Consider the following 25,995-nt stretch of genomic DNA (forward strand, 5'->3'; position numbering starts at 1 on the left):
AAAAGGCTAATGACTAAAAAGGGATCATTAGCCTTTTTATTTTAATACACTATATAGAATCGCGGAGACGCTTACTTTGGAAATGAAATATGTCACAATGGCTATTAGAATTTCTTATCAAGCCCTCAAATAGCTATGCTTTAGATAGGCTAAAGCGTAGCTATCCGTTCCCTAAAGCTATGCTTTAGGAAGGTGAAAAACCTGTATCGAAAAACGTAATTAATAAGAAATATAACCCTTTCACAATAGACAGCGGCTGTCTTAAAATAAATCATTGGCTGGTTTAAAATAAATATCCCAATGACTGAATTCAGTCATTGGGATATTTATTTTAAACACTTAGATGTTTATTATGAATTCCTCGCTGAAGAAGGCATCAACATTTAATATTCAACTCATTCAAAACCTTGCGTATTGCCTCAAATGTGGTAATGCGAGTAGGAACTAGTGGCAACCGAAGTTTATTCTCGATCATACCCATGGCATTCAACATTGATTTTACTCCTGCCGGATTTCCATCAACAAACAATAAATTGAATAATTCCGTGAATCGATGGTGAATGGTTAATGCATTGGCAAAGTCTCCTTGAAGCGCCAGGCGCGTCATACGGCTAAATTCACGAGGAAAAGCATTACCGATTACTGAAATCACACCAACGGCTCCCAATGTAATAAGCGGAAAGGTTATACCATCATCTCCGGAGATTACATTGAAATTTTCCGGTTTATTTTTAATAATATCATCCATTTGCGTAATATTGCCGGATGCTTCTTTAATAGCAACTACATTCTTAAAATCGCGGGCAATCCGCAAAGTAGTTTCAGCAGTCATATTTACCCCCGTACGTCCCGGAACATTATACAATACGATGGGGAGCTCCGTAGCTTCCGCAATCGCTTTATAATGCTGATAAATACCTTCTTGAGAAGGTTTATTATAATACGGCACAACAGACAATATGGCATCAACTCCTGTGAAATCATCATTTTTCAATGTTTCTACAATAGCACGAGTATTATTACCACCTACACCCAACAGAATAGGAATTCTTCCGTTAACGCGGTCAATTACCATCTTTTTTATAGTTTTCTTTTCTTCCTCGGTCAGAGTCGGTGTTTCAGCTGTAGTCCCCAGCACACACAAGAAATCCGCATTATTCTGTAATAGATAGTCCACCATACGCATCAACGCGTCATAGTCAACGCTCTCATCCTCTTTGAAAGGAGTAATCAGTGCTACCCCCATTCCTTTCAATTTAGTCTGTATCATGAGTTTTAATTATAATCTCTAATTTATTTAGCCGCAAAAGTACGAATATTTTTCTTATCTTACGATATAAGTTTCAGAAATTCGTCTTCGCTTAATATGGTTATTCCAAGTTTTTTTGCTTTTTCAAGCTTTGCAGGTCCCATATTGTCCCCAGCCAGTATAAAACTTGTTTTCGCAGAAATGCTTCCTACATTTTTCCCTCCGTTTTTCTCGATAAGCTCTTTATATTCGTCACGTGAATGATGAACAAACACACCGCTGATAACGATAGACTGGCCCGCTAACTTATCCGTATATCCGCTTAAATCTTCTTCGGTGCGATAAAGCTGCAGTCCGGCCTCTTTTAGCTTGGCAACTAACTCACGATTAGACTCATTCGCAAAATATGCAAGTATACTCTGGGCTATTTTTTCTCCGATTTCATCGATACTTACCAATTTTTCAAGATCTGCCTGTTGCAGATCATCTATATTCTCAAACGATTTTGCTATCTTTTTGGCCACAGTCTCACCAACAAAACGAATTCCCAAAGCAAAAATAACACGTTCGAAAGGAACGGTTTTACTTTGTGCAATCCCCGTTACAATGTTCTCCGCCGATTTTTCTCCCATACGATCCAAACCTTTGATATCATCAGCTGTGAGTTTATATAAGTCGGCCGTATTTCTAATTAACCCCAAGCGATAAAACATATCCACGGTTTCCGGTCCCAATCCATCAATATTCATAGCCTTTCGACTAATAAAATGCTCGATTTTGCCTTTGATTTGAGGAGGACACGCTGTTTCATTAGGGCAATAATGAGCGGCTTCCCCTTCATACCTGACTAATTTACTACCACATTCGGGACAATTGACGATGAATCGAACCTTCTCCCCAAGCATAAAACTACGTGCATCTTTATCTACTCCCGTAATCTTAGGAATAATTTCACCACCTTTTTCCACATAAACCATGTCTCCGATATGCAAATCAAGTCCTTCGATGATATCCGCATTATGTAAGGATGCACGTTTTACGACAGTTCCCGAAAGCTGTACAGGGTCCAGATTAGCTACCGGAGTGACTGCTCCGGTTCTTCCTACCTGATAGGTCACCTTATTCAATCGGGTCAATGCACGTTCTGCCTGGAATTTATAGGCAATAGCCCATCGAGGAGACTTAGCCGTAAAACCCAAATTTTTCTGTTGTCTCAAACTGTTCACCTTCAAAACAATCCCATCAGTGGCAACCGGTAGATTTTTACGTTCTACATCCCAATAGTTGATAAATTCAAAGACCTCCTCCAATGTCTGGCACTTACGCGTCAAATCAGAGATTTTAAAGCCCCATTTTGCCGCTTCCTGAAGATTTTCATAATGTCCGTCACAAGGCAGATTATCTCCCAATAAATAATATAAATAAGCATCCAGCTTGCGAGAAGCTACAATAGAAGAATTTTGCAACTTCAATGTACCGGACGCCGCATTTCTTGGATTGGCAAAAAGCGGTTCTTCACGTGCCTCTTTTTCCCGATTCAACTCTTCAAACACTTCCCATGGCATAAGAATTTCCCCACGTATCTCAAAAGAAGCGGGATAATTATCACCATGTAATACAAGCGGGATAGAACGGATTGTTTTCACATTATCCGTCACATCATCGCCTTTTTCTCCATCTCCACGGGTGACGGCACGAACCAACTTCCCATTTTCATAGGTCAACGAAATAGAAGTACCGTCATATTTCATTTCACAACAAATCTCGAAATCCTCATTTAGCGCTTTACGGACACGATCGTAGAAGTCCGTCACTTCCGCTTCCGAATATGTATTTGCCAATGACAGCATAGGATATTTATGAGCCACTTGCGTAAAATTCTTGTTCAAGTCGCTCCCCACGCGCATAGTGGGTGAATTTTCATCTTTATATTCCGGATGTGCTTGTTCCAGATCCTGAAGTTCACGCATCTTATCGTCAAACTCTTTATCCGAGATTTCAGGAGCATTCAACACATAATAATTATAATTATGCCGATGAAGTTCGGCACGCAATTCCTCTATTTTTTCTTTTATATCCATATTTCTTCGATTGTTTAAGGCAAAAATACATGTTTATCTTTGAATATTTGTACTTTTGCGAAAAATTAAAAGATTATGCGCATTGATATTATAACAGTTTTACCCGAAATGATTGAAGGTTTCTTCAATTGTTCTATCATGAAACGAGCTCAAGATAAAGGACTTGCAGAAATACACATTCACAATTTACGTGATTACACCGAAGATAAATATCGTCGTGTCGATGATTATCCTTTTGGAGGATTTGCCGGAATGGTGATGAAAATAGAACCTATCGAACGCTGCATCAATGCTCTAAAGGCAGAACGTGACTACGATGAAGTTATCTTCACGACCCCTGACGGAGAACAATTCAACCAACCGATGGCCAACACTCTCTCTCTGGCACAGAATCTCATTATTCTTTGCGGACACTTTAAAGGCATCGATTACCGTATTCGCGAACATCTGATTACTAAAGAAATCAGTATCGGCAATTATGTATTAACAGGAGGAGAACTAGCGGCAGCAGTGATGGCAGATGCTATCGTACGTATCATTCCCGGAGTCATCTCCGATGAACAATCCGCACTTTCCGATTCTTTCCAGGATAATTTGCTGGCAGCACCTGTATATACACGACCTGCTGATTATAAAGGCTGGAAAGTTCCCGATATTCTATTATCCGGGCATGAAGCAAAGATCAAAGAATGGGAACTGCAACAGTCCCTGGAACGCACCAGAAAACTTCGTCCCGACCTATTAGGGGAGTAAAATAAAGTGTAAATAAAAACGACGGTGAAGATTACGTAAATCCTCACCGTCGTTTTTATTTTATCTTCAATCTAAAGATTCTGTCCGTAGACAATTCCTCTAAACACGAACTTCTTTTTCATCTGCCACTACCTGCCTGTTTATCCTTTCTTTATTTAAAAGAGAAATAGCATTTTTCTTGCAGACTTAATGCGAAGGGTTATTGTATGTTTTCAATTATACCTCAAGCGCACCAATTATTTCCTTTACAGACTTACATCCGTGTCTTTCCAGGTAATTATTTATACCATCTTCCACTTTAATAGTCACAGCAGGATCTATGAAATTTGCCGTACCAATTTGGATGGCCGTCGCACCTGCAAGCATGAATTCAACAGCATCTTTCCAGTCCATAATACCTCCCAATCCAATGACAGGAATATTTACCACCTTGGCAACTTGCCATACCATACGTAATGCGATAGGTTTTACGGCTGCTCCCGACATTCCGCCTGTTATAGTTGACAAAATAGGGCGTTTACGTTCCGCATCAATCGCCATACCCAGCAATGTATTGATTAATGACACGCTATCCGCACCACTTTCTTCTGCTGCACGAGCTATTTCAGTGATGTCCGTAACGTTCGGGGAGAGTTTTACGATAAGTGTCTTTTTGTAAGCTGAACGCACTGCTTTTACTACTTCTGACGCCCCTTTTGCTGACACACCAAAAGCCATACCACCTTGCTTTACATTAGGGCAAGAGATGTTTAGCTCTATAGCAGGAATTTTGTCAAGTTCATTAATGATTTCAGCTGTTTTTACATAATCTTCGATGGCAGATCCCGAAACGTTTACAATCATATTCGTTTGGATGTCTTTTATACGGGGATATATATGCTCCACAAAGTAATCAACACCCTTATTTTGCAGTCCTACAGCGTTTAACATCCCAGAAGGAGTCTCTGCCATACGCGGATAAGGGTTTCCTTCACGTTTGTGAAGAGTAGTTCCTTTTACAATAATACCACCTATTCGCGCTATATCAATGAAGTCGGAGAACTCTTCACCATATCCAAATGTACCAGATGCTGTCATCACCGGGTTTTTCATTTGTAATTCACCAATGTTTACACTTAAATCTGCCATAGTAGTTTATTTATATTAAAAACAGGACCTTCTTTACATACACACAAATGACCTTCTGTCGTATTTTCCACACAACATAAGCATGCTCCGATACCACAAGCCATTGTATTTTCCAAAGATACTTCACATTCTATCTGATTACTTTTGGCATATTTTGCCACAGCCACCATCATCGGTTTGGGACCACAAGTGTAAATCTGCTCAAATCGTACCTTATTTAATATAGAATGTTGGGTAACATATCCTTTTTCTCCATGGCTACCATCTTCCGTGGTGGTATATACCTCTCCATATTTGGCAAACTCTTCCAGCTGCAACAGATCTTTGTCGCTACGGGCACCTAACAGGAACGTAGGTTTATGGCCTTTTTTAGCCAACTGCTCACCTAAATAAAGCATAGGGGCTGTTCCGACACCTCCACCAACTAATAAGAGCTTATCAGAAGCCTCCAGAGGCATTGTATATGCATTTCCCAGTGGAAGCACTACATTTATTGTTTCACCGGGATTAACCTCTGCCAAACGTCTTGTTCCATCACCAACCAGCTGGATCAGAAACCAGACCTCATTTCGCTGTTTATCTACAAAATTAATAGAAATGGGACGCCGTAAGAATGTAGTAGGCGAACCGTCCACCCGGAGTTCGGCAAACTGCCCAGGTAACATTTCGGGCAGTAATGACTGAGAGGTCAATTTTAGCAATACATAGTTTGCATTCAATCTGATATTCTCGGTCACTGTCAGATCTAAAATAAATTTCTTCATGTATGGATATAAAAGTATAAATTCGTATTCCGGGTGCAAAGATACAGGAAATTGCTCAAACCACCGATTTTACTCTTCATTTTTCAGGTCGAAACGTCTCATAGGTATTATCATCGAAAAATATTCTTATTTCCGTGATTTTCCTGGCAGGCTTTTCTATATACCTAATCTCCTGTTTTACAATCTCTTTGGGGGCATTTTCGGCGTTTCTTAACGGCGTTTCCTTGCGATTTTCCGGAAGAGTCGGTTCTTTGGACGGATTTACGGGATTCTCGTCGAATAAAGAAGGCAGATAATCGTGATTAGAAGAAGAAAAGGAAGTTCCTTCTTCAGACACCATCATTTCGCCCTTACCATAAAGCAACCATTCAAGATTTACATAGTCATACTTTTGATGAACCTTCATAACGACCTCTAAGCTGGGTTTATTCCGATCATTTAAAATATGAGAGAGAGTAGATTGTTGCACTCCAATTGTTTCAGCAAAAACTCTAGGAGGAACTTTTTCTCTTTCCATTATCATTCTGATTCTGTCTTTTATTTCCATACTACCTTCTTTTTATTACAATTGTATGTGTTATGTACCTATTTCACAAAAATACGCACTATCTCATTGATTATACAAAGGTAAATAATTAGATTCACAAAAGCAAATTACAAATATAAAAATATTAATATTACAAAAGTGTATTATATTATACAAATCGAATATTACGCTTGTATATAGAATAAAACGAGTTATTATAAGCATATAGCTTTAGTTTAATTATATATCATAAAATACAGATATACAACCATATATATAACACAAATGAAACTCAAATAGAGACATTCACAAATATACATACCACATATAGAAGGCTCTTATAGCACTAATTGATATAATAAACTATATAATCTTGATTTATAATAAGATAATAGAGATAAAAGTATTTGTTAATGCCTGAAAAACTACATTTGTATATAGGGTATTATTTTTGTAAATGCATAAATATATTATTGTAAACACCATCTTTTGATTACATTTGGAATTCATTCACATAAATATACGACACATTTGTAACCACATAAATACACAAAAGTAAATATTGATAGTTGCAAAAGCAATAAAAGGAAGGGATCAACTCATACTTTACCAATGTATATTGCTATTTTTTTCTAATCATCCTTTACAATCTTCTCTAAAAAGAGAATCCTTGCAATATTTCCGTACCGATCTCCACTTATTTATTTTTTTTCAATTCTAGGAAGCTCATTTTTAGCATAAACAAATGAAATACAAATACTTACCCCTATAATTCAGATTCTATTTTTCTATTAAACTAGAAAAAATAGGCTTATAGTAATCAAAAATACTCTGGATTATCAAAATGACACTAATGGATGATTTTAGAGAAAAGAAAAAATCTCCATTCTCACTATAAAACGATACCTTTAAAATCCAAAATGCTTTTTTGATAAACTCAAGAATAAGTAAACTTTTCTCGTTTAAAAATTAAAGCTCCTATTTAAAAGAAAAAGTTTCCTTGAAGATAGATCAATACAAAATTCTAAAAATATACTTTGTGTAGTTCGTTAAATGGGTAACTCTATAAAACTACAAAAGGAGTAAATCTATTTGTAAAATAATCACTGGCATTGTGAAAGTCTTTTTTATAATGGAAGTAATTGCGGGAATACAAAAAAAAAGACATATACTTCCCGTTTCTATCTACGGTAAAAGTATATGTCTGATTATATAGGTAATTCTTAATCCTACTTAATGCAAAATTTTGAACACTAATTCACGAAGAATATCTCCATCTGTCATAGAACTATTTTGGACTCCTTTGGATTTTGCATCAGCATATCGTATTTCTCCAACAATCTGCATCGTCTTTACTCCGCTATATTTTCGCATTGCTGCCATATAATCCCGGGCCTGCCAGGGAGTTCTTAGTCCTAGCATATTTGCGATCCCTTGCTCTGATTTATCCGGTGCATAATAAGCCAACATTAGATTGGAGTAAAAGCTGAATAATAAAGACAGCGTCATTTGGATTGGGTTAGTTTTCGGATTTTCCTCAAAATATTTTATTATCTTATTTGCTTTCAATATATCCTTTTCCACTAAAGCACTGCGCAATTCAAAGTTATTATAATCTTTGCTTATGCCTATGTTTTTTTCTATCTGTTCAGGAGTTACGCGTTTTTGCCCGGCAGGTAAAGTGATAATCAACTTTTCAAGTTCTCCGGTCAGACGACTCAAATCTGAACCTACAAAATCAGCAAGCATAACAGTTGCTTTAGGTTCCATATCAACTCCTTTCCGTTTCATATATGAAGCTATAAAACCGGGAAGTTGTGCATCCTTTATTTTTTTAGATTCAAACAGTACACCAACTTTGTCCACCTCGGCAGCCAGCTTCTTTCTACGATCCAACGTTCCATGCTTATGGCATATCACTAAAATGGTGGAAAGCAAAGGCTTTTGAAGATAATACGACAACTCTTCCATATTACGTACCGCCTGTGCTTCCTTAACTACTACTACTTGGTGTTCCGACATCATGGGATAACGCTTTGCAGCATTTATAATCGTTGCCACATCCACATCAGCCCCATACACAACAGTCAGGTTGAATTCTTTTTCCGTCTCACTCAACACATTATCCGTTATGTAATCTGCAATCAAGTCGATATAATACGACTCTTCTCCCATCAGGTAATAGATAGGGCGATACTGCTTTGCTCTCAATTCCTTGAGGATGTCATCACAGGTCAGTTCTTGTTTTGCCATATATAATTTTCAGAAAGACCGGATTACCAGTCGAATTTCAAGTGTTTAACAGTTTTCTTTTCATCAATAATCATGCGCAAAGAAGCAATACCAATTTCAACATGCTCTTCTACATAATTTCTGGTAACCAAATTATCACTTCTATCTGTTTTTACTCCGTCGGGGGTCATTGGCTGATCGGACACTAATAATAATGCGCCGGTAGGAATATGATTGGCAAAGCCACAACTGAACAAAGTTGCAGTTTCCATATCAACTGCCATAGCCCGGGTCTTTTTCAGATATTCTTTGAATACATCATCATGTTCCCAGATACGGCGGTTGGTGGTATATACGGTACCGGTCCAATAGTCACGGCCTTTGTCACGGATGGATGAAGAAACGGCACGCTGCAACATAAATGCAGGTAATGCAGGAACTTCGGGAGGAAAATAATCGTTAGAAGTTCCCTCTCCACGGATAGCTGCAATAGGGAGAATCAAATCGCCAAGCTGATTTTTCTTGTCGATGCCACCACATTTTCCCAAAAACAAACAAGCCTTGGGTTGAATAGCTCCCAGCAAGTCCATGATGATGGCAGCGTTAGGACTTCCCATACCAAAGTTAATCATAGTGATGCCTTCGGCAGAAGCAGAAATCATATTTGCATCCCTTCCTAAGATGGGAACATTAAACTGATTTGCGAAAATCTCGACGTACTTGTTGAAGTTAGTCAACAGAATATACTCTCCAAAATCCTCCAGGTTACGTTTTGTGTAACGGGGCAGCCAATTAGCTACGATTTCTTCTTTTGTTTTCATAATTATCTATTAAATTTGTGCTCCCAATAATGGGAACCATTATTTAACTTACAAAAATAATAAATGTTATCGTTAAACCTACCAGTATTCGACACTAAAATAAACGTACGAAACGGAAAAAATGTAATTTTCGACGTAATTCGTAAACGATATGTCGCCCTTACCCCTGAAGAATGGGTACGGCAACACTTTGTTCACTTTCTTATTGCACACAAAGGATATCCGACTGCCCTTCTGGCCAATGAAGTAATGGTAAAGTTAAACGGTACTACCAAACGATGCGACACCGTACTTTATCGGAGGGATTTATCAGCCCGGATGATTGTGGAATATAAAGCACCACATATCGAAATTACACAGGCTGTTTTCGACCAAATCACCCGGTATAATATGGTACTGAAAGTAGATTATCTGATTGTCAGCAACGGAATGCAACATTATTGCTGCCGGATGGATTATGAAAACCAGAGTTATACGTTCCTCCAGGATATTCCAGATTACAAATCTTTATAAAAATGATCCGCTTCATTCGCCTTAAAAAACATACTTACCTGCAAGAATAAAATAGCGTCACTATCCGTTCAAGATAGTGACGCTATTTGCTTACTATGGTGACACCATCCCAAACAGATGGCGTCACTATACCAACTCCCCTTTCAGGTAGTCTTCAAACAGCCTTTTACTTCTATACGGCAACATCTTTCTCACTATCCTCATTTCCTTTCTTTTTGCTGAATCGCTCTTGCAATTTCTGCATGAATTCGTAGAAATTAGGAATATAAATGGTAGCCAATAAAGTATTCATAGCCATACCAAATACCACAGCGGCACCCAATGCTATACGACTTTGTGCACCTGCACCGGTGGCGAATAACAAGGGCATCACTCCTAGTACAAAAGCAAAAGAAGTCATCAGGATCGGACGCAAGCGGACATGCCCCGCTTCAAAGGCAGCTTCCCTAATTGAATTACCCTCGGCACGGAAATCACGGGCAAATTCCACAATCAAAATTCCATTCTTTGCAGAAAGCGCAACCAACAGGATTATACCGATTTGCGTATAAATACTGACTGGAGTTCCCATAATCAGACAGCCAATCATGGCACCTAATAAGGCTACCGGCAATCCGATGACGGCTGCTACCGGGCTGGTCCAACTTTCATACTGTGCAGCAAGTACCAGGAAAGCAACAATTAACGCCATAATCAGAACAATGGTAGTAGTATTCCCTGCCTGGGTTTCCTGATAGGCAACGGAAGTCCATTCATACCCAAACTCATCTCCCAACTGTTCCTTAAACAATGCTTCCACTTCTTGAATAGCCTGCCCGGTACTACTTCCCGGAGCAACATTACAAGTCAGAGAAGCAGTCGAGTACATATTATAGCGGTTAATCTGGTTCTGGCCTAACTGTTCCTCCACTTTGGTGAAAGAAGAAAAAGGCACCATCTCTCCTGTCGAATTCGGCACACTTAACTTCAAAACATCATCAATCACGCGCTGTGCCTGATCGCGTGCCTCGATCTTCACCTGGTAAATACGGCCGAATTCAACAAAATCATTCACATAAGCCGCTCCCATATAATAGCCCAATGTAGAGAAAACATCGTTCAAGGCAATTCCCATGAACTGGACTTTGTCACGGTCGATATTCAAGAAATATTGAGGAACATTTGCTTGATACTGACTGGATACAGATGCTAAAGCCGGTTTCGAATGATAAGAAGCAAGCAAGGCATTGATGGCCTGCTGCATTTCCGTCGGTCCCAGATTACGCCGGTCTTCCAACTGAAGCTGCAAACCACCGGATGCACCTAACCCCGGAATAGCCGGAGGAACCATGGCGAACACTTCCGCAGCCTGAATAGTCATATACGCTTCACCATTAAAACGGTTAACTATGGCAGCAGCCGTATGCTCCTTCCCTTTCCTCTCACTCCAGTTTTTCAGTACCACAAAATAAGTTGCCGAGTTACTCTGTTCGCCACCACCCATGATAGAAAAGCCGGAAATACCAATATAATTCTTTACTTCCGGATAAGAATCCAGAATACCGTTTATCTTTTCTCCCACTGCTTGCGTACGCTCAAGGCTGGCGGCAGGCGGAAGTTGAACAACAGCAATAAAATATCCGTCATCCTCGTCCGGGATAAAAGTTGACGGCCAATGCATAAAAAGCAATAGAGCAATAACAGTCAAAGCGCCATAAGAAGCGAGAGCCATTCCCGGACGTTGAAGCAACCATTTGACAATTTTGTCATATACCCCTTGTGTCTTGTCATAAGCCTTATTGAAACCTTTGTATATAAAGAAGTTAGAAGGTTTACTCTTTTCAAGAAACAGTGCGCAAAGCGCAGGAGTCAATGTCAACGAATTGAAACCGCTCAATACGGTAGAAGCGGCAATAGTCAGCGCAAACTGCTTATACAGCTGACCTGAAATTCCACTAATCATCATTGTTGGAATAAACACGGCAAGCAATACGAGAACCACCCCGACAATCGGGCCCGTGATCTCTCCCATCGCTTTTGTCACGGCTTCACGAGGTGAGTACTGCCCAGTTTCCAATAATCTCGAAGCGTTCTCCACCACCACTATCGCATCATCCACCACAATAGCAACTGCTAAAATCAGTCCGAACAATGTTAATGTGTTGATAGAGAAACCAAATGCCGCCATTACGGCAAATGTACCGATCAACGATACCGGGATAGTAATACAAGGAATAATCACTGCCCGCCAATTCTGCAGGAACAAGAAAATAACGAGTATCACCAGCAAAGTTGTTTCAAAGAAAGTAACCATCACTTCATCAATGGAAGCATGGATAACATCAGTCGTATCCAAAGTGACATTATAGGCCACTCCTGACGGGAAACTTTCTGCAAGTTCTTCCATCTTAGCTTTCACTCCTTTTGAAACATCCAGCGAATTGGAACCCGGTTGCTGGTAAATAGCAATAGCAGCCGTAGGTTTTCCATTCAATCGCGACACTACACTGTATGAAGCAGACCCCAAATCAATGCGTGCAATATCTTTCAGACGAAGCATCGCCCCGTCCTGCTCACGGCGGATAATAATATTCCCGAACTGTTCCGGAGATTTCAATCGTCCCTGAACATTCAACGTATACTGAAAAGCATTATTATTATCCTGTCCGATAGGCTGACCGATATATCCGGCAGATACTTCCACATTCTGCGACTGGATGGATTGATAGACTTGCTGCGGTGAAATATTCCGTATACGCATAGCCTCCGGATCGAGCCAGATGCGCATCGAATAATCCCCTGCTCCCATCACATTCACAGCACCCACTCCGGGCACACGTGTCAACTGGTCCACTAAATTCAATTTGGCATAATTAGTCAGATACAGGCTGTTGTACACAGAGTCCTGCGAAGTCATTGTCAAAAACATCACAATGTTTGAAGATTGTTTCTGCACAGTGACCCCTTGCACCACCACCGGTTCCGGCAGCGATGATTGTGCGATACTTACCCTGTTTTGTACCTGCACAGTTGCCATATCGATGTCCGTACCAACAGCGAATGTAATAGTCAGAGAATATGCTCCCGAAGATGAAGAATTGGAAGACATATAAAGCATGCCGTCTACACCATTCACCTGCTGTTCGATAGGAATACCCACTGTTTGAGCAACAGTTTCAGCATTTGCCCCGGGATAAACCGCAGAGACCTGCACCGTTGGCGGTGTGATCTCCGGAAATTGCGCCACAGGCAATATATTGAGTGTGACCAGACCGGCTACTACAATAAGCAGGGCAAGGACAGTAGCAAATATCGGTCGGTTGATAAAAAACTTAGAAAACATAATGTATAGGTTTAAAAGCAGTCTCTCCACAACCTTCTCCCAAGGAGAGGGAGCAGAAAGTTACTTTTGTTAATTAATCGGTTTTAAGTACATCACCTTTATTGATTTCGTTTGTTAATCAATCAGTTATCCAAAAGACCTTATTTCCCTCTTTTGGGAAGGGAATCAGGAAGCGGCTTTACTTTCATTCCGTCTCTGACTTTCATCAAAGCCTCTGTGACATACTGTTCCTGCGGGGAAAGTCCACCCAATACCTGCCGTAAAGTGCCGTCGACCAACTGCCCTATTTCAATATGCCGGTAATGAACTATATTCGAATCATTTACAATATATAAGTATTTGCCTAACTGGTCGGTTCCGATAGAGCCCTCTTTCACCAACATGGCATTTTTAGCTTCTCCATAAGGTAAAGTTATGCTTACATATAATCCGCTCTTCAATATCCCTTTCGGGTTATCAAAATTGGCACGAACCATCAGTGTTCCTGTATTCACATCTACATTTGGTGAAAGATAATCGAGCGTAGCCGGATAACTTTCAGTTCCCCCCTTTCCCAGTTGAACCATTATTTTTTTAGGAAGATCAGTCGGTAACTGCTGGGTATCCATCGTCATTGCCAACCATTGATTATCAGCAACATTAAAGTAAGCATACATCTGATTATCTTTATAAATAGTAGCCAATGTGACTGGTTGCAACGAACCGCCTACATAACTTCCTATATCTACAGTCGCCTTACTGATGGTGCCGTCAAACGGTGCACGGACATAACAATATCCCAAGTTTGTACGGGCGGTGCTCAAAGCTGCTTCCGCGTTGCTGACAGCTGCAACACCCTCTTTCACAGAAGATTCAGCCTGAAGTACCTGTATCTGACTGACCGCATCACTCTTTACAGCCTCTTTCATACGGCTATAATTATTACGAGCATATTCCAATTGCGCTTGGGCAGTTTTCAGTTCTGCTTCTGCTTGCTCCACCTGATCTTTATATAAGGTTGGTTCAATGACAAACAACAGTTGCCCCTGTTTCACCCGTCCACCTGCGACATAAGAGGTAGACTGCAAGGTTCCGTTCACCCTGGCTACAAGATTCACCGTCTTTTCTGTTGTCAGATAACCCGGATAATCTTTCGTCAAAGTAATATCCTCCACTATGGGTTTGGTCACACTAATTTCCGGAGTTGGCATACCTCCCATCGCTCCTGTACTTTTCTTCTCCTTGCAACCCGTCAATATAGGCAGTGCAAGAAAGATATACATCAGTTTTTTCATATCTGTTAGGTTATATATTTTATAGATTGATTTTTATTCTCTCCAACCACCCCCTAAAGCCTTGTAGAGGGCTATCAGTTGCAAAAGCGAACTACCTTGTGCCTGTACCAGCTGATTCTCATAAGATAACAGAGAACGTTGTGCATCAAGTACGTTTTGGAAAGGCGAAAGTCCCTGTTTATAAAGTTCCAGTGAAAGTTTCAATGTCTCAATTCCTTGATTGCGTACTTCCCGCAGGGCTACAATCTGTTTGATTGAATTCCGGTAGGAATTCATAGCATTGTCCGTTTCCTGTACGGCAGTTAAAACCGTCTGATTAAACTGGTTGATCGCTTCATCCAGTTGTGCTTTTGCCAGCCGGGTTGCATTCACCAGCTGTCCTCCATTGAAAATAGTCCAGTTCAATGACGGAGCAATTTCATAAGTCATACTTTTACTTTTGGTGAGATCCTTCAGGTCACGGGCGGCATATCCAAATGAACCTTTCAAGAAAACTTTCGGCAACCAATCCGCTTTCGAAGCTCCAAGCAATGCTGCCTGCGCATTTACGCTCAATTCCGCACTTCGTACATCAGGCCGTCGCAGTAATAAATCGACAGGCATTCCCACTCCGATAGGTTCCATATAATCGGGCAATGTACCACTAGATTCAAGAACAGGACGAATGTCCTGGGGATACATTCCCAATAAGACAGCCAATGTTGTGATATACTGATTGATACCCGCTTCCAACTGGGGAATGGAGGCTTTTGTGCTATATAATACAGACTTGGCCTGTGCCACATCGAGTTTAGCAACCAGCCCGGTGTTATAGCGTACTTCCGTGATTTTCAGGACTTCTTCCTGCGAAGCACTGTTTTTCTTCACCACTTCAAGCTCTTGTTGCAACTCCCTTAGATTGATATAAGCCGAGGCTACTTCTGCAGCTAATGAGACCATGACTCCAGTGTATTCTTCCTTGCTGGCGGCAAAATTCTCTTTCTGCGCTTTTACCCGTTTCCGGATACTGCCGAAAATATCAAGCTCCCAGCTCATGCTTAGCGAAGCATCATAATAATGATCGGTTGTTTGGGGCAGTGAACTTGTATTTCCACTGGTTTCCTGACGGGTCCATCCTGCATTCAATCCGATGGAAGGAAAAAAGTTACTGCGTTCTATCCAAAGATTGGCACGAGCGGCAGCTATACGGTTGATTGCCATGGCAACGGAGTAATTACGATCTACTGCCAGAGCTATCAAAGAGTCCAGTTTGGTGTCTTGGAATGACTTCCACCAATGGTCATCTACCGGAAGTATCTGTTGAAACACTTCCCCGCTCTCTTCCCAATCTTGAGGAAGCGGAGCTTTCAAATAACGGTTTGCGGTCTGTCCAACCGCGGTCACAGTTGAAAGAAACATAAGGAGCGATGTGCCCCACACTCGTATATTCATATCAGTTCAGGTTTTTATGAAATGAAAAGATAACAACTAAAGGGTAAGTTTGTTTATCGATTCCTTTTATACGAGCACTTGTTAAAACAAAAAAAGCCCAGCATTGCTGCAGGGCTTATTATATATCAAAAAAGTAACTTTACTTACTTCACTGCTCTTCTTATTCAGCAGTTTTTCTTCTGATAGCTCTTTTGGTAGTAGCTACCGGAGCTTCTTCCACCTTGTGTTCGATTTGTACGCCAGCCAATTCCGGGTCAATCATAATACGTCCGCAATATTCACAAACGATTACTTTCTTACGAGAACGGATATCCAGTTGTCTCTGGGGCGGAATCTTGTTAAAGCAACCACCACAAGCGTCACGCTGTACGTATACAATACCCAATCCGTTGCGAGAGTTCTTACGGATACGTTTGAAAGACTGCAACAGACGCGGTTCGATCTTAGTTTCCAAATCTTTAGCTTTGTCTCTCAATTTCTCTTCTTCCTGTTTGGTTTCAGAGATAATTTCGTCCAGTTCGCTCTTCTTCTGCTCAAGGTCTTTCAGTCTTTCGTTAAGAATCTGATCGTTCTTCGTTACTTCAGCCTCTTTTTCTTCTTTATCAGCAGAATATTCCTTAATTCTCTTTTCGCAAAGTTCGATTTCCAATGTCTGGAATTCGATTTCTTTCGTCAAGAAATCATATTCACGGTTATTGCGAACATTGTCTTGTTGTGACTTATATTTTTCTACTGAAGCCTTTGCTGTTTCAATTTCTACTCTCTTGCCGGCAATAGCAGATTTCAGTTCATCCACTTCAGCTTTGATCTTGTCGATACGGGTACTCAAACCAGCAATTTCATCTTCAAGGTCTTGCACTTCCAACGGAAGTTCACCTCTCAATGTCTTGATTTCATCAATCTTAGACAACATCGTTTGCAGTTGGAACAGTGTCTTCAGTTTCTGTTCTACCGTCAACTCATTCGGATCTTTTTTTGCTTCTCTAGCCATTTTACTTATAAATATTTTATGGGATTCGTATTTATTTTACTCAATTGGAGTGCAAAATTAGGAAATAAATCCCGGATTATGGAATAAAAAATTTCTTTTGTATATTGTTCGCTTTCGTAATGACCAATCTCTGCCATCAGAATATCACCCTCATGGCCGAAATAATCATGATATTTGATTTCTCCCGTAATAAAGACATCCGCCCCCATCCGAATTGCCTGTGGAAGCAGGAAAGCTCCGGCACCACCACATAAGGCAACCTTCTGTATTTCTCTCCCCGTCAGTTTGTTATGACGTACACAACCCACTTCGAAGATTTTCTTGATGCGTTTCAGAAACTCGAGTTCCGTTTCCGATTCATCCAATTCACCTACAATTCCCGAACCTGCCTGCAACCAGTCATTCTGCAACGGATACAAGTCGAATGCCGGTTCCTCATAAGGATGTACAGACAATAAAGCCTTTATAACTTCTGCTTTCTTATATACAGGAAGAATGGTTTCAATCCTTACTTCATTTTCATGATGCAGTTCACCGATTGTTCCACAGAAAGGATGCGTTCCCTCTTTTGCCCGGAAAGTTCCCTCTCCTTTCAGATTGTAACTGCATGAATCATAGTTACCTATATTTCCGCATCCGGCTGCAAACAATGCTTCACGCACACTATCGGCTTGTGCATCCGGCACGAAAGTCACCAGCTTAATCAGACTGTTCTCTTTCGGTTCGAGCACTTTCAGATTCTTCAACCCTATTTTCTCTGCTATCTTATAATTGACTCCACCTTGTGCATTATCAAGATTAGTATGTGCTGAATAGATCACAATATCATTCTTTATTGCTTTCAGTATGCAGCGTTCCACGTAATCTTTGCCCGTGATAGATTTATAGCCCTTGAAAATGAGCGGATGGTGCGATATAACGAGATTGTACCCCAGCGCGATAGCTTCATCCAACACAGCTTCGGTAACGTCAAGACACAACAAAGCCCCTGTTGCTTCCGCTTCTGTCAATCCGATTTGCAGGCCGGCATTATCAAATCCGTCTTGCAATGGCAGAGGCGCGAATCGTTCAAGGGCGCTTACTATTTCCTTAATTTTCATTATTGGTAGAAAATTTGGTTGCAAAGATAATAAATAAAATAGGAATTAACATACTAAGTGATCGTTTTTTAGAGAATTTATCGTTATCCATTTTTTGAGATCCCCATAAAAGATATAAAATACCACCCAGAAACTATCAAAAAGGACCTAAAAACTATCTGTTGATAGAAATTCCCCTAAATTACGTCTGATTCTCCCCTACCAAGGTCGACAAAATATCTTAAACTTGCATCATCAAAATTTTTACAACGAATACTCACATTTAAAAAACAACACATATGAAAAGTTTAAGCTTCAGAAAAGATTTGGTAGGAGTTCAGGAAGAATTACTACGTTTCGCATACAAACTGACAACAGACCGCGAAGAAGCAAACGATTTGCTGCAGGAAACCTCATTGAAAGCATTAGATAATGAAGATAAATATACACCCGATACAAATTTCAAAGGATGGATGTACACCATCATGCGCAATATCTTTATCAATAATTATCGTAAGGTAGTTCGCGACCAGACATTTGTCGACAAGACCGATAATCTCTATCATCTTAATTTGCCGCAAGATGCAGGGTTTGAAAGTACTGAAAGGACATACGACCTAAAAGAGATGCACCGTGTAGTCAATGCTCTTCCGAAAGAATACAGGGTTCCGTTCGCTATGCACGTTTCCGGATTCAAATACCGCGAAATAGCAGAAAAACTGAATCTTCCGTTGGGTACCGTAAAAAGTCGGATCTTCTTTACCCGTCAGAAATTACAAGAAGAACTGAAAGACTTCCGCTAAACCATAACTATATCCATATAAATTTTAGATTAAACAGTTAATTTCATTTTTCAGTTTTATCAATAGGCAAAAGGCAAAAAGAGTTTATATTCTTTTTGCCTTTTGCCTGTTTTCATCGGATAAATTCGGATAAAAACCGGTTCCGGAATAAAAACTAATTATAAATTTTCGCCTAAAGCTTCCGTTATTTATTGAAATTCTGTACTTTTACTTCATCTAAATAATGAATACGATGAAAACAAATTTGACTTTACTGTTCCTGTTAGTTATGATGATTTCTTGCCAGCCCAAGAAAAGTGATAGTATCGAAATGTCCGTAGCCGAGGCTGCAAAGATTGACAATATCGAAGATTGTGCGGCAGATACGGTCAAAGCTACCGCTATCTTCTGGATTGATAAAGTAGAAACCAAACACTGCAAAGAGTACGGTTTTCGCACAATCAAAGCTAAGGTGCTCATTCGCGAAGACGGGAAGGTTGATTTGCTGTCATTCGTCAAGAAACAATCGCCTGATGTAGAGAAGTATATACGCCATCACCTCTCTAAATTTCAAGTAACGGAAAAGATGTTTGAAGGCGGTTATGTGCAACCCGAAGAACAATTCGTGCAGCTTCGCTGCTTATGGGGAATGTTGAAAGGCAAATAATAAACACGCTAATAACCGGTTAGCTTTTGCTTTTCATTTGCACCTTATTTATCATTTGTACCTTGTTTTTCAGTGCATACCGTTCGTCTACGACTCTGTCCGTAGGGAAGAAAGTGAAAATAAGCCGCCACTCTCCTTCCTTATAGATAAATTTACGTCCACTGGCTCCACGAAGAATTACTTCGTATTTTTCCTGCAGGAAAGCCTCGATATGTTCCGGCATTTCTGTGCCGGATGCTGAAAACTCCACTGTTATAAAGAAGTGTGGAATAGCTATTTCAGCTACTTTATGGAATATCTGGTCAATAACAGTCATTTCCTGGGTTCTTTTGTTACCTCCAGCAGTTTTCCGTATGCATCAAAAGATTGACGCGAAGCCAATGAAATAGTAATCATTAGCGATAGCATAGATGCTGTGAAAGTAATCACCATAATCATCATCTGATACTTGATAGCGACATTCGGGCTGCTTCCTCCCAGAATTTGTCCGATCATCGTGCCCGGAAGAGCCACCAATCCCATCACGGCAATGTTCGCAATCAGGGGACTAAACGATTTAATGATGGCCTGCCGGATAAATGGAGCCTGCGCTTCCTGCCTTGTTGCTCCGTTTCCCAATAAATACCGATATAGTTGCTGTTCACGTTTCAACCCACTATAATAAGTATTCAAAGCTATTACATTGCTCGACAGCATATTACCCATCAGAATTCCAAATATTGGAATAAAGTATTGGGCGCTAAATATATTATCCAATTGGAGAACAATACCGATAAAATAGATGCCTACCAATACAACACTACAAAGAAATCCTACCGTAATAGGGATTAATAAAACACTACGTTTCAACTGGGTACGTACCAATGCGGTCTGCCCGGCCACGAATACCATAATTATCACCCAAAGAAAATTAATCCAGGGATTGTTCCATAAAAAGAGATATTTCAGATACATGCCGATAAAGAACAGCTGGATAATCATCCGTAATGTACCAATCACGGCAGGTTTCAGCAATCCCGTTTTAAATTTCCAAAGGTAAAAAAACGGAATGGCAAGCAATAGCAGCCCTATAAAGAGATTATAATATGATATATCAATCGTTCCCACAATATATTCTTAACAATTCTATCCGATTTGCGTTACAGTTCAATTAATTACAGTTCTATTAAATAATGACAGCCCGAAGCAAAGTCCTTATCATGTGATACGGCTAACACAGTCGTTCCCCTTTCCGCCTGTCGCCGGAAAAAAGACAGGACTTTACCGGTTGATCCGGCATCCAAAGCAGAAGTCGGTTCATCTATGATAATGAGAGGTTTGTTGAGCATTGCAGCCACAGCCAGCATAATACGTTGGCGTTGACCACCCGATACTTCATTCACCCTCTTTGTATATAATTCGTGTTCCAGCCCCAATTCATCGAAACAAGTGAAAAGTCTTTCTTCCGAAAAAGGAACAGAACGATTCACTTTCAGTCCGAACGGGAGAGCCACCATCTCTTTGACCCATTCAAAAGGTAGTGCCAATTCTTGAGGAATCCATGCAATCTGTCTGCGGACACTATCGATAGTCGATATATCAAGCAATGTTTCCCCTACCTGTATAGATCCTTCTTTCAAAGGCACAAACCCCATTACCGCATTCAGCAACGAAGTCTTTCCACAACCGGATTGACCGACAATGCAAGCCGTTTCTCCCCTTTCCAGCTTCATACTGAAACCGGAGAAAAGCACTTCCGTACCAAAAGCAATACAGGCATTATTAATATGTAACATCTATTTGTTCTCTTGAAAATCCTGCCAAAATTATATTTATTGAAGTTCCGCCACCCACTTCTCAATGTTTCGTGTTTCAGCACTAAAATTCACTCCAATCTTAAAAAGTGTTCGCCCATCACTTTCGAAAGGTTTAGCATAATGCTTTTCATTGATCTGCTGCAAGGCTTCTTCAGCCGTACCCTCCAGCTTGAATTCCATGACATAGATAAATTTATCAGTCTGCAAAACAAGATCGATACGGCCCTGGCTCGTGTGATATTCCGCTTTTACATAAAAACCGACTAATTTGAACACGATAAAGAGGACATTCTGATAATGCAATTCCAAATCGCGAACCAATTCATAAGGAGTATCTGCAAAGAAACTCTGAAGACGACGGAAAAAAGAATCATAATCTCCCGAACGGACTTCGCGGACAAACTTCTGAATCTCAAAAGATGATTCTACGGCATTTATATTGGCATAAAAAGGCATGAGATATTTCACAAAACCTTCCTCCACTTCACGATTGGGAAATCCCAGGCGATAAGTTTCAAATTCACGATCGTAGCCTTTTATGGTAAGATAACCGCTCTGATAAATCACAGGGATAGGATTGTCGGAAGTTGAATCAATACTATTCAGTACGTCGGCACTGGTTTCTTCATGAGCCATCCGGTGAAGATCGTAATGATGTTTTTTTAGTAATTCGACCAGATAAGTAGGTGTGCCCGTTTCAAACCAATAGTTGCCAAACACATTATATTTAAGGGTATTAAGTACACTAAACGGATTATACATACCTATAGAATCATGAGTGAAATGATAACCATCATATCTTTCACGCATTTCTGTGCAAATTTCATCATACGTCAAACCTTGCGCATCGGCAAATTCATGCAATTCAGTTTCAAAATTCTCATGCAACTCGCGATCACTGATTCCGCAGATTTCTATATACTGCTGACGCATAGAAATATCCTCCAGATTATTCAGATCGCTGAATACACTTACCTTTCCGAATTTCGTAACTCCCGTAAGCATACCAAATTTAATGCAGCCATCCTTGCTTTTTAAAGCTCCATAGAAAGCCTTCAATGTATCACGAAAACTCTTCTGGAGTTCATCATTACCAATCGCCTGTAACATAGGCTTATCGTATTCATCCACAAGAATAACGACACTCTGGCCCTCTTTCTCACAAGCACGCTGAATAATACCTTGAAAGCGGGAAGCGAATGTTTTCTCATAATCCTGTGCACCATAAAGAGCTTCCCACCCCCGTAAAGCACTCTCTAAAACCTGGTCGAGTGCTTCAGGATTCGTATATTTCTCCGCATTCAGATCTAAATGCAGAATGGGATATTTGATCCAATCTTTTTCCAGTTTCTCTATCGCCAATCCTTCGAAAAGTCCTTTTTTCCCCTGAAAATAGGCTTCCAAAGTAGATAGTAACAAACTTTTCCCAAAACGACGTGGACGACTAAGAAAATAATAACTGCCAGTTTTCACCATTTGATATATCCAAGCAGTCTTATCTATATAGCAATAACCTCCTTTGCGAATTTTCTCGAAGTTCTGTATGCCGATAGGATAAATTTTATTACTCATATACTCATAACTTTATAAGTTGACAGATACAAAGATAGCCTTTTCCACCCAATAACACAAAGTCCGATACGAAAGTTTTTTCATATCAGACTCAAATGATAGCCCCTATTTATTTCATCATCTAGTGTAATTTTGCCAATTTTCATTTATCTTTGCCTTACTAATTAATTCAAGAAAGTTATGATACTGAACGAAAGAGACGCTCGTCACGAGCATATATTGCAGGTAGCACGTCAGATGATGACGGCTGCGCGCACTGCTCCGAAAGGAAAAGGAATCGATATTATCGAAGTGGCCCTAATCACAGATGAAGAGATTAAACAACTGTCGGACACTATGATAGCTATGGTAGAAGAACACGGAATGAAATTTTTCCTTCGTGATGCCGACAACATCTTAAGTGCCGAATGTGTTGTATTGATAGGAACACGCGAGCAGACACAAGGCTTAAACTGCGGTCATTGCGGCTTCACCACCTGCGTCGGACGTACCGAAGGAGTTCCCTGCGCATTGAACAGCATAGACGTAGGTATCGCCATAGGTTCTGCCTGTGCTATGGCAGCCGATTTGCGTGTAGACACACGTGTGATGTTCTCCGCCGGGCTGGCAGCACAACGCCTGAACTGGCTGAAAGACTGCAAGATGGTAATGGCCATTCCTGTAAGTGCATCCTCCAAGAATCCGTTCTTTGACCGGAAGCCAAAGCAAGAAACGAATTCATAATAATACGTAATGATGCGTAACAGGCACACTGACGACTGACGCAGACAATAAACTGATTTTATAAAAAACTAAATATATATAGTCTAATGGGAATCATGGTTGGACTCCCCAGCCCAAGCGGCTCGGAGAAAGATTTGCAGTTGAACTTCGGCAAAAACATGACCGTACAGGTAGAAATGAGAGCACCTCATTTGCCTGCCGAATGGCACATGCAGAGCGGTATACAGTTAACATGGCCACATGCCGGTACAGATTGGGCCTACATGCTGGCGGAAGTGCAAGAGTGTTTTATCAATATTGCCAGAGAAATAGCGAAGCGTGAATTATTATTGATCGTCACTCCCGAACCGGAAGAAGTGAAAAAGCAGATAGCTGCCACTGTCAATATGGATAACGTCCGCTTTCTAGAATGTGCCACTAATGACACATGGGCCCGCGACCACGGAGCCATTACAATGATAGATACCGGCACCCCTTCCCTGCTCGACTTCACCTTCAACGGCTGGGGACTGAAATTTGCTTCCGAACTGGATAATCAAATTACCAAACATGCCGTAGAAGCCGGAGCCTTGAAAGGCCAGTATATAGACCACCTCGACTTCGTACTCGAAGGAGGTTCTATCGAAAGCGACGGAATGGGTACATTGCTTACCACTTCCGAATGTCTGCTCTCTCCCCAACGGAACGGACGACTGAATCAGGTAGAGATAGAAGAATACCTAAAATCAACCTTCCACCTGCAAAAGGTGCTTTGGTTAGATCACGGTTATCTGGCCGGTGATGATACCGACAGCCATATCGACACTTTGGCACGCTTCTGTTCTACCGACACCATCGCTTACGTGAAATGCGAAAACAAAGAAGACGAACATTACGAAGCACTGCTCGCAATGGAAGAACAGCTGAAAACATTCCGCACCTTAGCAGGAGAACCCTATCACCTATTGGCCTTACCCATGGCAGACAAGATAGAAGAAGACGGCGAACGCCTGCCTGCAACTTACGCCAATTTCCTGATTATGAACGACGTTATTCTTTACCCGACATACAATCAGCAGGAGAATGACAAAAAAGCAGGAGAAGTATTGCAGCAAGCCTTTCCAAACCATCAAATAATTGGAATAGACTGCCGTGCCCTGATTAAACAGCACGGTTCCCTACACTGTGTCACCATGCAATATCCGCTGGGCGTTATAAAGGAGTCATAAAAGAATTACAAAGGAGCCTATAAAGGAATTATAAAATAATGAATGAATCAACCCACTAATTATTCATCATGAGAAAGATAAAAGTCGGAATCATCCAACAATCCAATACCGCAGATATTAAAGCCAATCTAATGAACCTCGCAAAGAATATCGAGGCTTGTGCCGCTCACGGCGCACAACTGATTGTGCTCCAGGAGTTACACAATTCACTTTATTTTTGCCAGACAGAAAACACTAACCTGTTTGATCTTGCCGAACCGATTCCCGGGCCTTCCACAGGCTTTTATTCCGAGTTGGCAGCAGCTAATAAAGTAGTCCTTGTCACCTCTCTTTTTGAGAAACGTGCTCCCGGACTTTATCATAATACCGCTGTCGTATTCGACCGCGACGGAAGCATTGCAGGAAAATACCGGAAAATGCATATTCCCGATGATCCGGCTTACTACGAAAAGTTCTATTTCACTCCGGGAGACATTGGTTTTGAACCGATTCAAACTTCTTTAGGAAAACTGGGCGTATTAGTATGCTGGGATCAATGGTATCCGGAAGCTGCCCGCCTGATGGCACTAAAAGGTGCGGAACTTTTAATTTATCCTACCGCCATTGGCTGGGAAAGCAGCGACACGGACGATGAAAAAGCCCGCCAACTCAATGCCTGGATTATTTCACAGCGCGCTCATGCCGTTGCCAATGGACTTCCTGTTATCTCCGTCAACCGTGTAGGGCACGAGCCTGATCCTTCCGGACAGACAAATGGTATCTTATTCTGGGGAAACAGTTTTGTAGCAGGACCACAAGGGGAATTTCTGGCACAAGCCGGAAACGATCACCCGGAAAACATAGTAGTGGAAATAGATATGGAACGTTCGGAAAACGTTCGCCGTTGGTGGCCTTTCCTTCGTGATCGTCGGATTGACGAATATGATGGGCTTACCAAACGCTTTCTGGATTAAAGACTTACCCACATACCTTCATCGCAGGAGGTTTATCTAATAAAGAAAAAAAGAAGAGGTTGTGTCAAAACGTTGGCACAACCTCTTTTATATTTTACAGTTCTGCTATATTTTCTTTTGGCTATGCTGC

Annotated in this window: 23 protein-coding genes; 7 read left to right on the forward strand and 16 right to left on the reverse strand. The window is 40.8% G+C overall.

Annotated elements, in window-relative coordinates; translation table 11 throughout:
- Positions 1 to 376: 376 nt before the first annotated feature.
- Both dapA and ligA read right to left on the reverse strand, forming a co-directional pair.
- The gene (gene dapA / locus AB5217_RS23740; protein WP_004303039.1) at positions 377 to 1,270 is read right to left on the reverse strand and encodes a 4-hydroxy-tetrahydrodipicolinate synthase; all 894 of its coding nucleotides are present in this window, start codon (positions 1,268 to 1,270) and stop codon (positions 377 to 379) included.
- 59 nt (positions 1,271 to 1,329) lie between these two features.
- On the reverse strand, positions 1,330 to 3,330 hold the full coding sequence (gene ligA, locus AB5217_RS23745) for an NAD-dependent DNA ligase LigA (RefSeq protein WP_004303042.1): 2,001 nt from the start codon (positions 3,328 to 3,330) through the stop codon (positions 1,330 to 1,332).
- A gap of 75 nt (positions 3,331 to 3,405) precedes the next feature.
- Between ligA and trmD the strand changes: the two genes are divergently transcribed.
- Positions 3,406 to 4,083, forward strand: coding sequence for a tRNA (guanosine(37)-N1)-methyltransferase TrmD (gene trmD, locus AB5217_RS23750; protein ID WP_368112869.1), 678 nt, complete (start codon positions 3,406 to 3,408; stop codon positions 4,081 to 4,083).
- Between the two features lie 216 nt (positions 4,084 to 4,299).
- Here trmD and AB5217_RS23755 read toward each other — a convergent pair whose 3' ends face one another.
- The 5 genes from AB5217_RS23755 to AB5217_RS23775 form a co-directional block, all read right to left on the reverse strand.
- Complete coding sequence (locus AB5217_RS23755; RefSeq protein WP_004318239.1) at positions 4,300 to 5,211, reverse strand: dihydroorotate dehydrogenase; 912 nt, start codon at positions 5,209 to 5,211, stop codon at positions 4,300 to 4,302.
- A complete protein-coding gene (locus tag AB5217_RS23760) occupies positions 5,199 to 5,975 on the reverse strand; it encodes a dihydroorotate dehydrogenase electron transfer subunit (protein WP_004295951.1) in 777 nt (258 codons plus the stop codon). Before AB5217_RS23760 ends, AB5217_RS23755 begins: the two co-directional genes overlap by 13 nt.
- 76 nt (positions 5,976 to 6,051) lie before the next feature.
- Positions 6,052 to 6,522: a helix-turn-helix domain-containing protein gene (locus AB5217_RS23765; RefSeq protein ID WP_004295950.1), complete on the reverse strand. Its 471-nt coding sequence runs from the start codon at positions 6,520 to 6,522 to the stop codon at positions 6,052 to 6,054.
- A gap of 1,212 nt (positions 6,523 to 7,734) precedes the next feature.
- On the reverse strand, positions 7,735 to 8,754 hold the full coding sequence (holA, locus tag AB5217_RS23770; protein ID WP_004303045.1) for a DNA polymerase III subunit delta: 1,020 nt from the start codon (positions 8,752 to 8,754) through the stop codon (positions 7,735 to 7,737).
- Positions 8,755 to 8,777: 23 nt separating this feature from the next.
- Complete coding sequence (locus tag AB5217_RS23775) at positions 8,778 to 9,554, reverse strand: AMP nucleosidase (RefSeq protein ID WP_004303046.1); 777 nt, start codon at positions 9,552 to 9,554, stop codon at positions 8,778 to 8,780.
- Positions 9,555 to 9,617: 63 nt separating this feature from the next.
- Between AB5217_RS23775 and AB5217_RS23780 the strand changes: the two genes are divergently transcribed.
- Positions 9,618 to 10,067 (forward strand): type I restriction enzyme HsdR N-terminal domain-containing protein, encoded by a 450-nt coding sequence (locus tag AB5217_RS23780; protein WP_004295946.1) that lies wholly within the window; start codon positions 9,618 to 9,620, stop codon positions 10,065 to 10,067.
- Positions 10,068 to 10,239: 172 nt separating this feature from the next.
- Here the strand turns inward: AB5217_RS23780 and AB5217_RS23785 are convergent, their stop codons facing one another.
- The 5 genes from AB5217_RS23785 to AB5217_RS23805 all read right to left on the reverse strand — a co-directional run bounded on the left by AB5217_RS23785 (position 10,240) and on the right by AB5217_RS23805 (position 18,185).
- Positions 10,240 to 13,389 carry an efflux RND transporter permease subunit gene (locus tag AB5217_RS23785; protein ID WP_004325920.1) on the reverse strand — a complete coding sequence of 1,050 codons (3,150 nt, stop codon included), beginning with the start codon at positions 13,387 to 13,389 and terminating at the stop codon, positions 10,240 to 10,242.
- Between the two features lie 140 nt (positions 13,390 to 13,529).
- On the reverse strand, positions 13,530 to 14,663 hold the full coding sequence (locus AB5217_RS23790) for an efflux RND transporter periplasmic adaptor subunit (protein ID WP_004310407.1): 1,134 nt from the start codon (positions 14,661 to 14,663) through the stop codon (positions 13,530 to 13,532).
- Between the two features lie 33 nt (positions 14,664 to 14,696).
- Complete coding sequence (locus AB5217_RS23795) at positions 14,697 to 16,094, reverse strand: efflux transporter outer membrane subunit (RefSeq protein ID WP_004295943.1); 1,398 nt, start codon at positions 16,092 to 16,094, stop codon at positions 14,697 to 14,699.
- Between the two features lie 160 nt (positions 16,095 to 16,254).
- Positions 16,255 to 17,085 carry a zinc ribbon domain-containing protein gene (locus tag AB5217_RS23800; protein WP_004295942.1) on the reverse strand — a complete coding sequence of 277 codons (831 nt, stop codon included), beginning with the start codon at positions 17,083 to 17,085 and terminating at the stop codon, positions 16,255 to 16,257.
- Between the two features lie 5 nt (positions 17,086 to 17,090).
- Positions 17,091 to 18,185, reverse strand: a complete 1,095-nt coding sequence (locus tag AB5217_RS23805) for a Nif3-like dinuclear metal center hexameric protein (RefSeq protein ID WP_004325919.1) — start codon at positions 18,183 to 18,185, stop codon at positions 17,091 to 17,093.
- Positions 18,186 to 18,463: 278 nt separating this feature from the next.
- Here AB5217_RS23805 and AB5217_RS23810 point away from each other — a divergent pair, with 278 nt between their 5' ends.
- Both AB5217_RS23810 and AB5217_RS23815 read left to right on the forward strand, forming a co-directional pair.
- Positions 18,464 to 18,967: an RNA polymerase sigma factor gene (locus tag AB5217_RS23810; RefSeq protein WP_004303051.1), complete on the forward strand. Its 504-nt coding sequence runs from the start codon at positions 18,464 to 18,466 to the stop codon at positions 18,965 to 18,967.
- A gap of 232 nt (positions 18,968 to 19,199) precedes the next feature.
- A complete protein-coding gene (locus AB5217_RS23815; RefSeq protein WP_004325918.1) occupies positions 19,200 to 19,613 on the forward strand; it encodes a DUF4891 domain-containing protein in 414 nt (137 codons plus the stop codon).
- 19 nt (positions 19,614 to 19,632) lie between these two features.
- Here AB5217_RS23815 and AB5217_RS23820 read toward each other — a convergent pair whose 3' ends face one another.
- Genes AB5217_RS23820 through AB5217_RS23835 form a run of 4 tightly spaced genes read right to left on the reverse strand, consistent with a single transcriptional unit; the run spans position 19,633 to position 22,981 of the window.
- Complete coding sequence (locus AB5217_RS23820; protein WP_004325917.1) at positions 19,633 to 19,929, reverse strand: hypothetical protein; 297 nt, start codon at positions 19,927 to 19,929, stop codon at positions 19,633 to 19,635.
- The gene (locus AB5217_RS23825) at positions 19,926 to 20,720 is read right to left on the reverse strand and encodes an ABC transporter permease (RefSeq protein ID WP_004325916.1); all 795 of its coding nucleotides are present in this window, start codon (positions 20,718 to 20,720) and stop codon (positions 19,926 to 19,928) included. Before AB5217_RS23825 ends, AB5217_RS23820 begins: the two co-directional genes overlap by 4 nt.
- Positions 20,721 to 20,767: 47 nt before the next feature.
- Entirely contained in the window at positions 20,768 to 21,388 is a 621-nt protein-coding gene (locus AB5217_RS23830) for an ATP-binding cassette domain-containing protein (RefSeq protein WP_004325915.1), read from the reverse strand.
- Between the two features lie 36 nt (positions 21,389 to 21,424).
- Positions 21,425 to 22,981 carry an ATP-binding protein gene (locus AB5217_RS23835; protein WP_004325914.1) on the reverse strand — a complete coding sequence of 519 codons (1,557 nt, stop codon included), beginning with the start codon at positions 22,979 to 22,981 and terminating at the stop codon, positions 21,425 to 21,427.
- A 180-nt stretch (positions 22,982 to 23,161) separates the two neighbouring features.
- Here AB5217_RS23835 and AB5217_RS23840 point away from each other — a divergent pair, with 180 nt between their 5' ends.
- From AB5217_RS23840 to AB5217_RS23850, 3 genes are all read left to right on the forward strand, one after another.
- Entirely contained in the window at positions 23,162 to 23,704 is a 543-nt protein-coding gene (locus AB5217_RS23840; RefSeq protein ID WP_004325913.1) for a ferredoxin domain-containing protein, read from the forward strand.
- A gap of 86 nt (positions 23,705 to 23,790) precedes the next feature.
- Complete coding sequence (locus AB5217_RS23845; protein ID WP_004325912.1) at positions 23,791 to 24,912, forward strand: agmatine deiminase family protein; 1,122 nt, start codon at positions 23,791 to 23,793, stop codon at positions 24,910 to 24,912.
- Between the two features lie 68 nt (positions 24,913 to 24,980).
- Positions 24,981 to 25,865, forward strand: a complete 885-nt coding sequence (locus tag AB5217_RS23850; RefSeq protein ID WP_032843475.1) for a carbon-nitrogen hydrolase — start codon at positions 24,981 to 24,983, stop codon at positions 25,863 to 25,865.
- Positions 25,866 to 25,995: the final 130 nt, after the last annotated feature.

Source organism: Bacteroides sp. MSSM.1001136sp1_RTP21357st2_D2_RTP21359_211015 (assembly GCF_040913205.1).
GTDB lineage: Bacteria > Bacteroidota > Bacteroidia > Bacteroidales > Bacteroidaceae > Bacteroides > Bacteroides ovatus.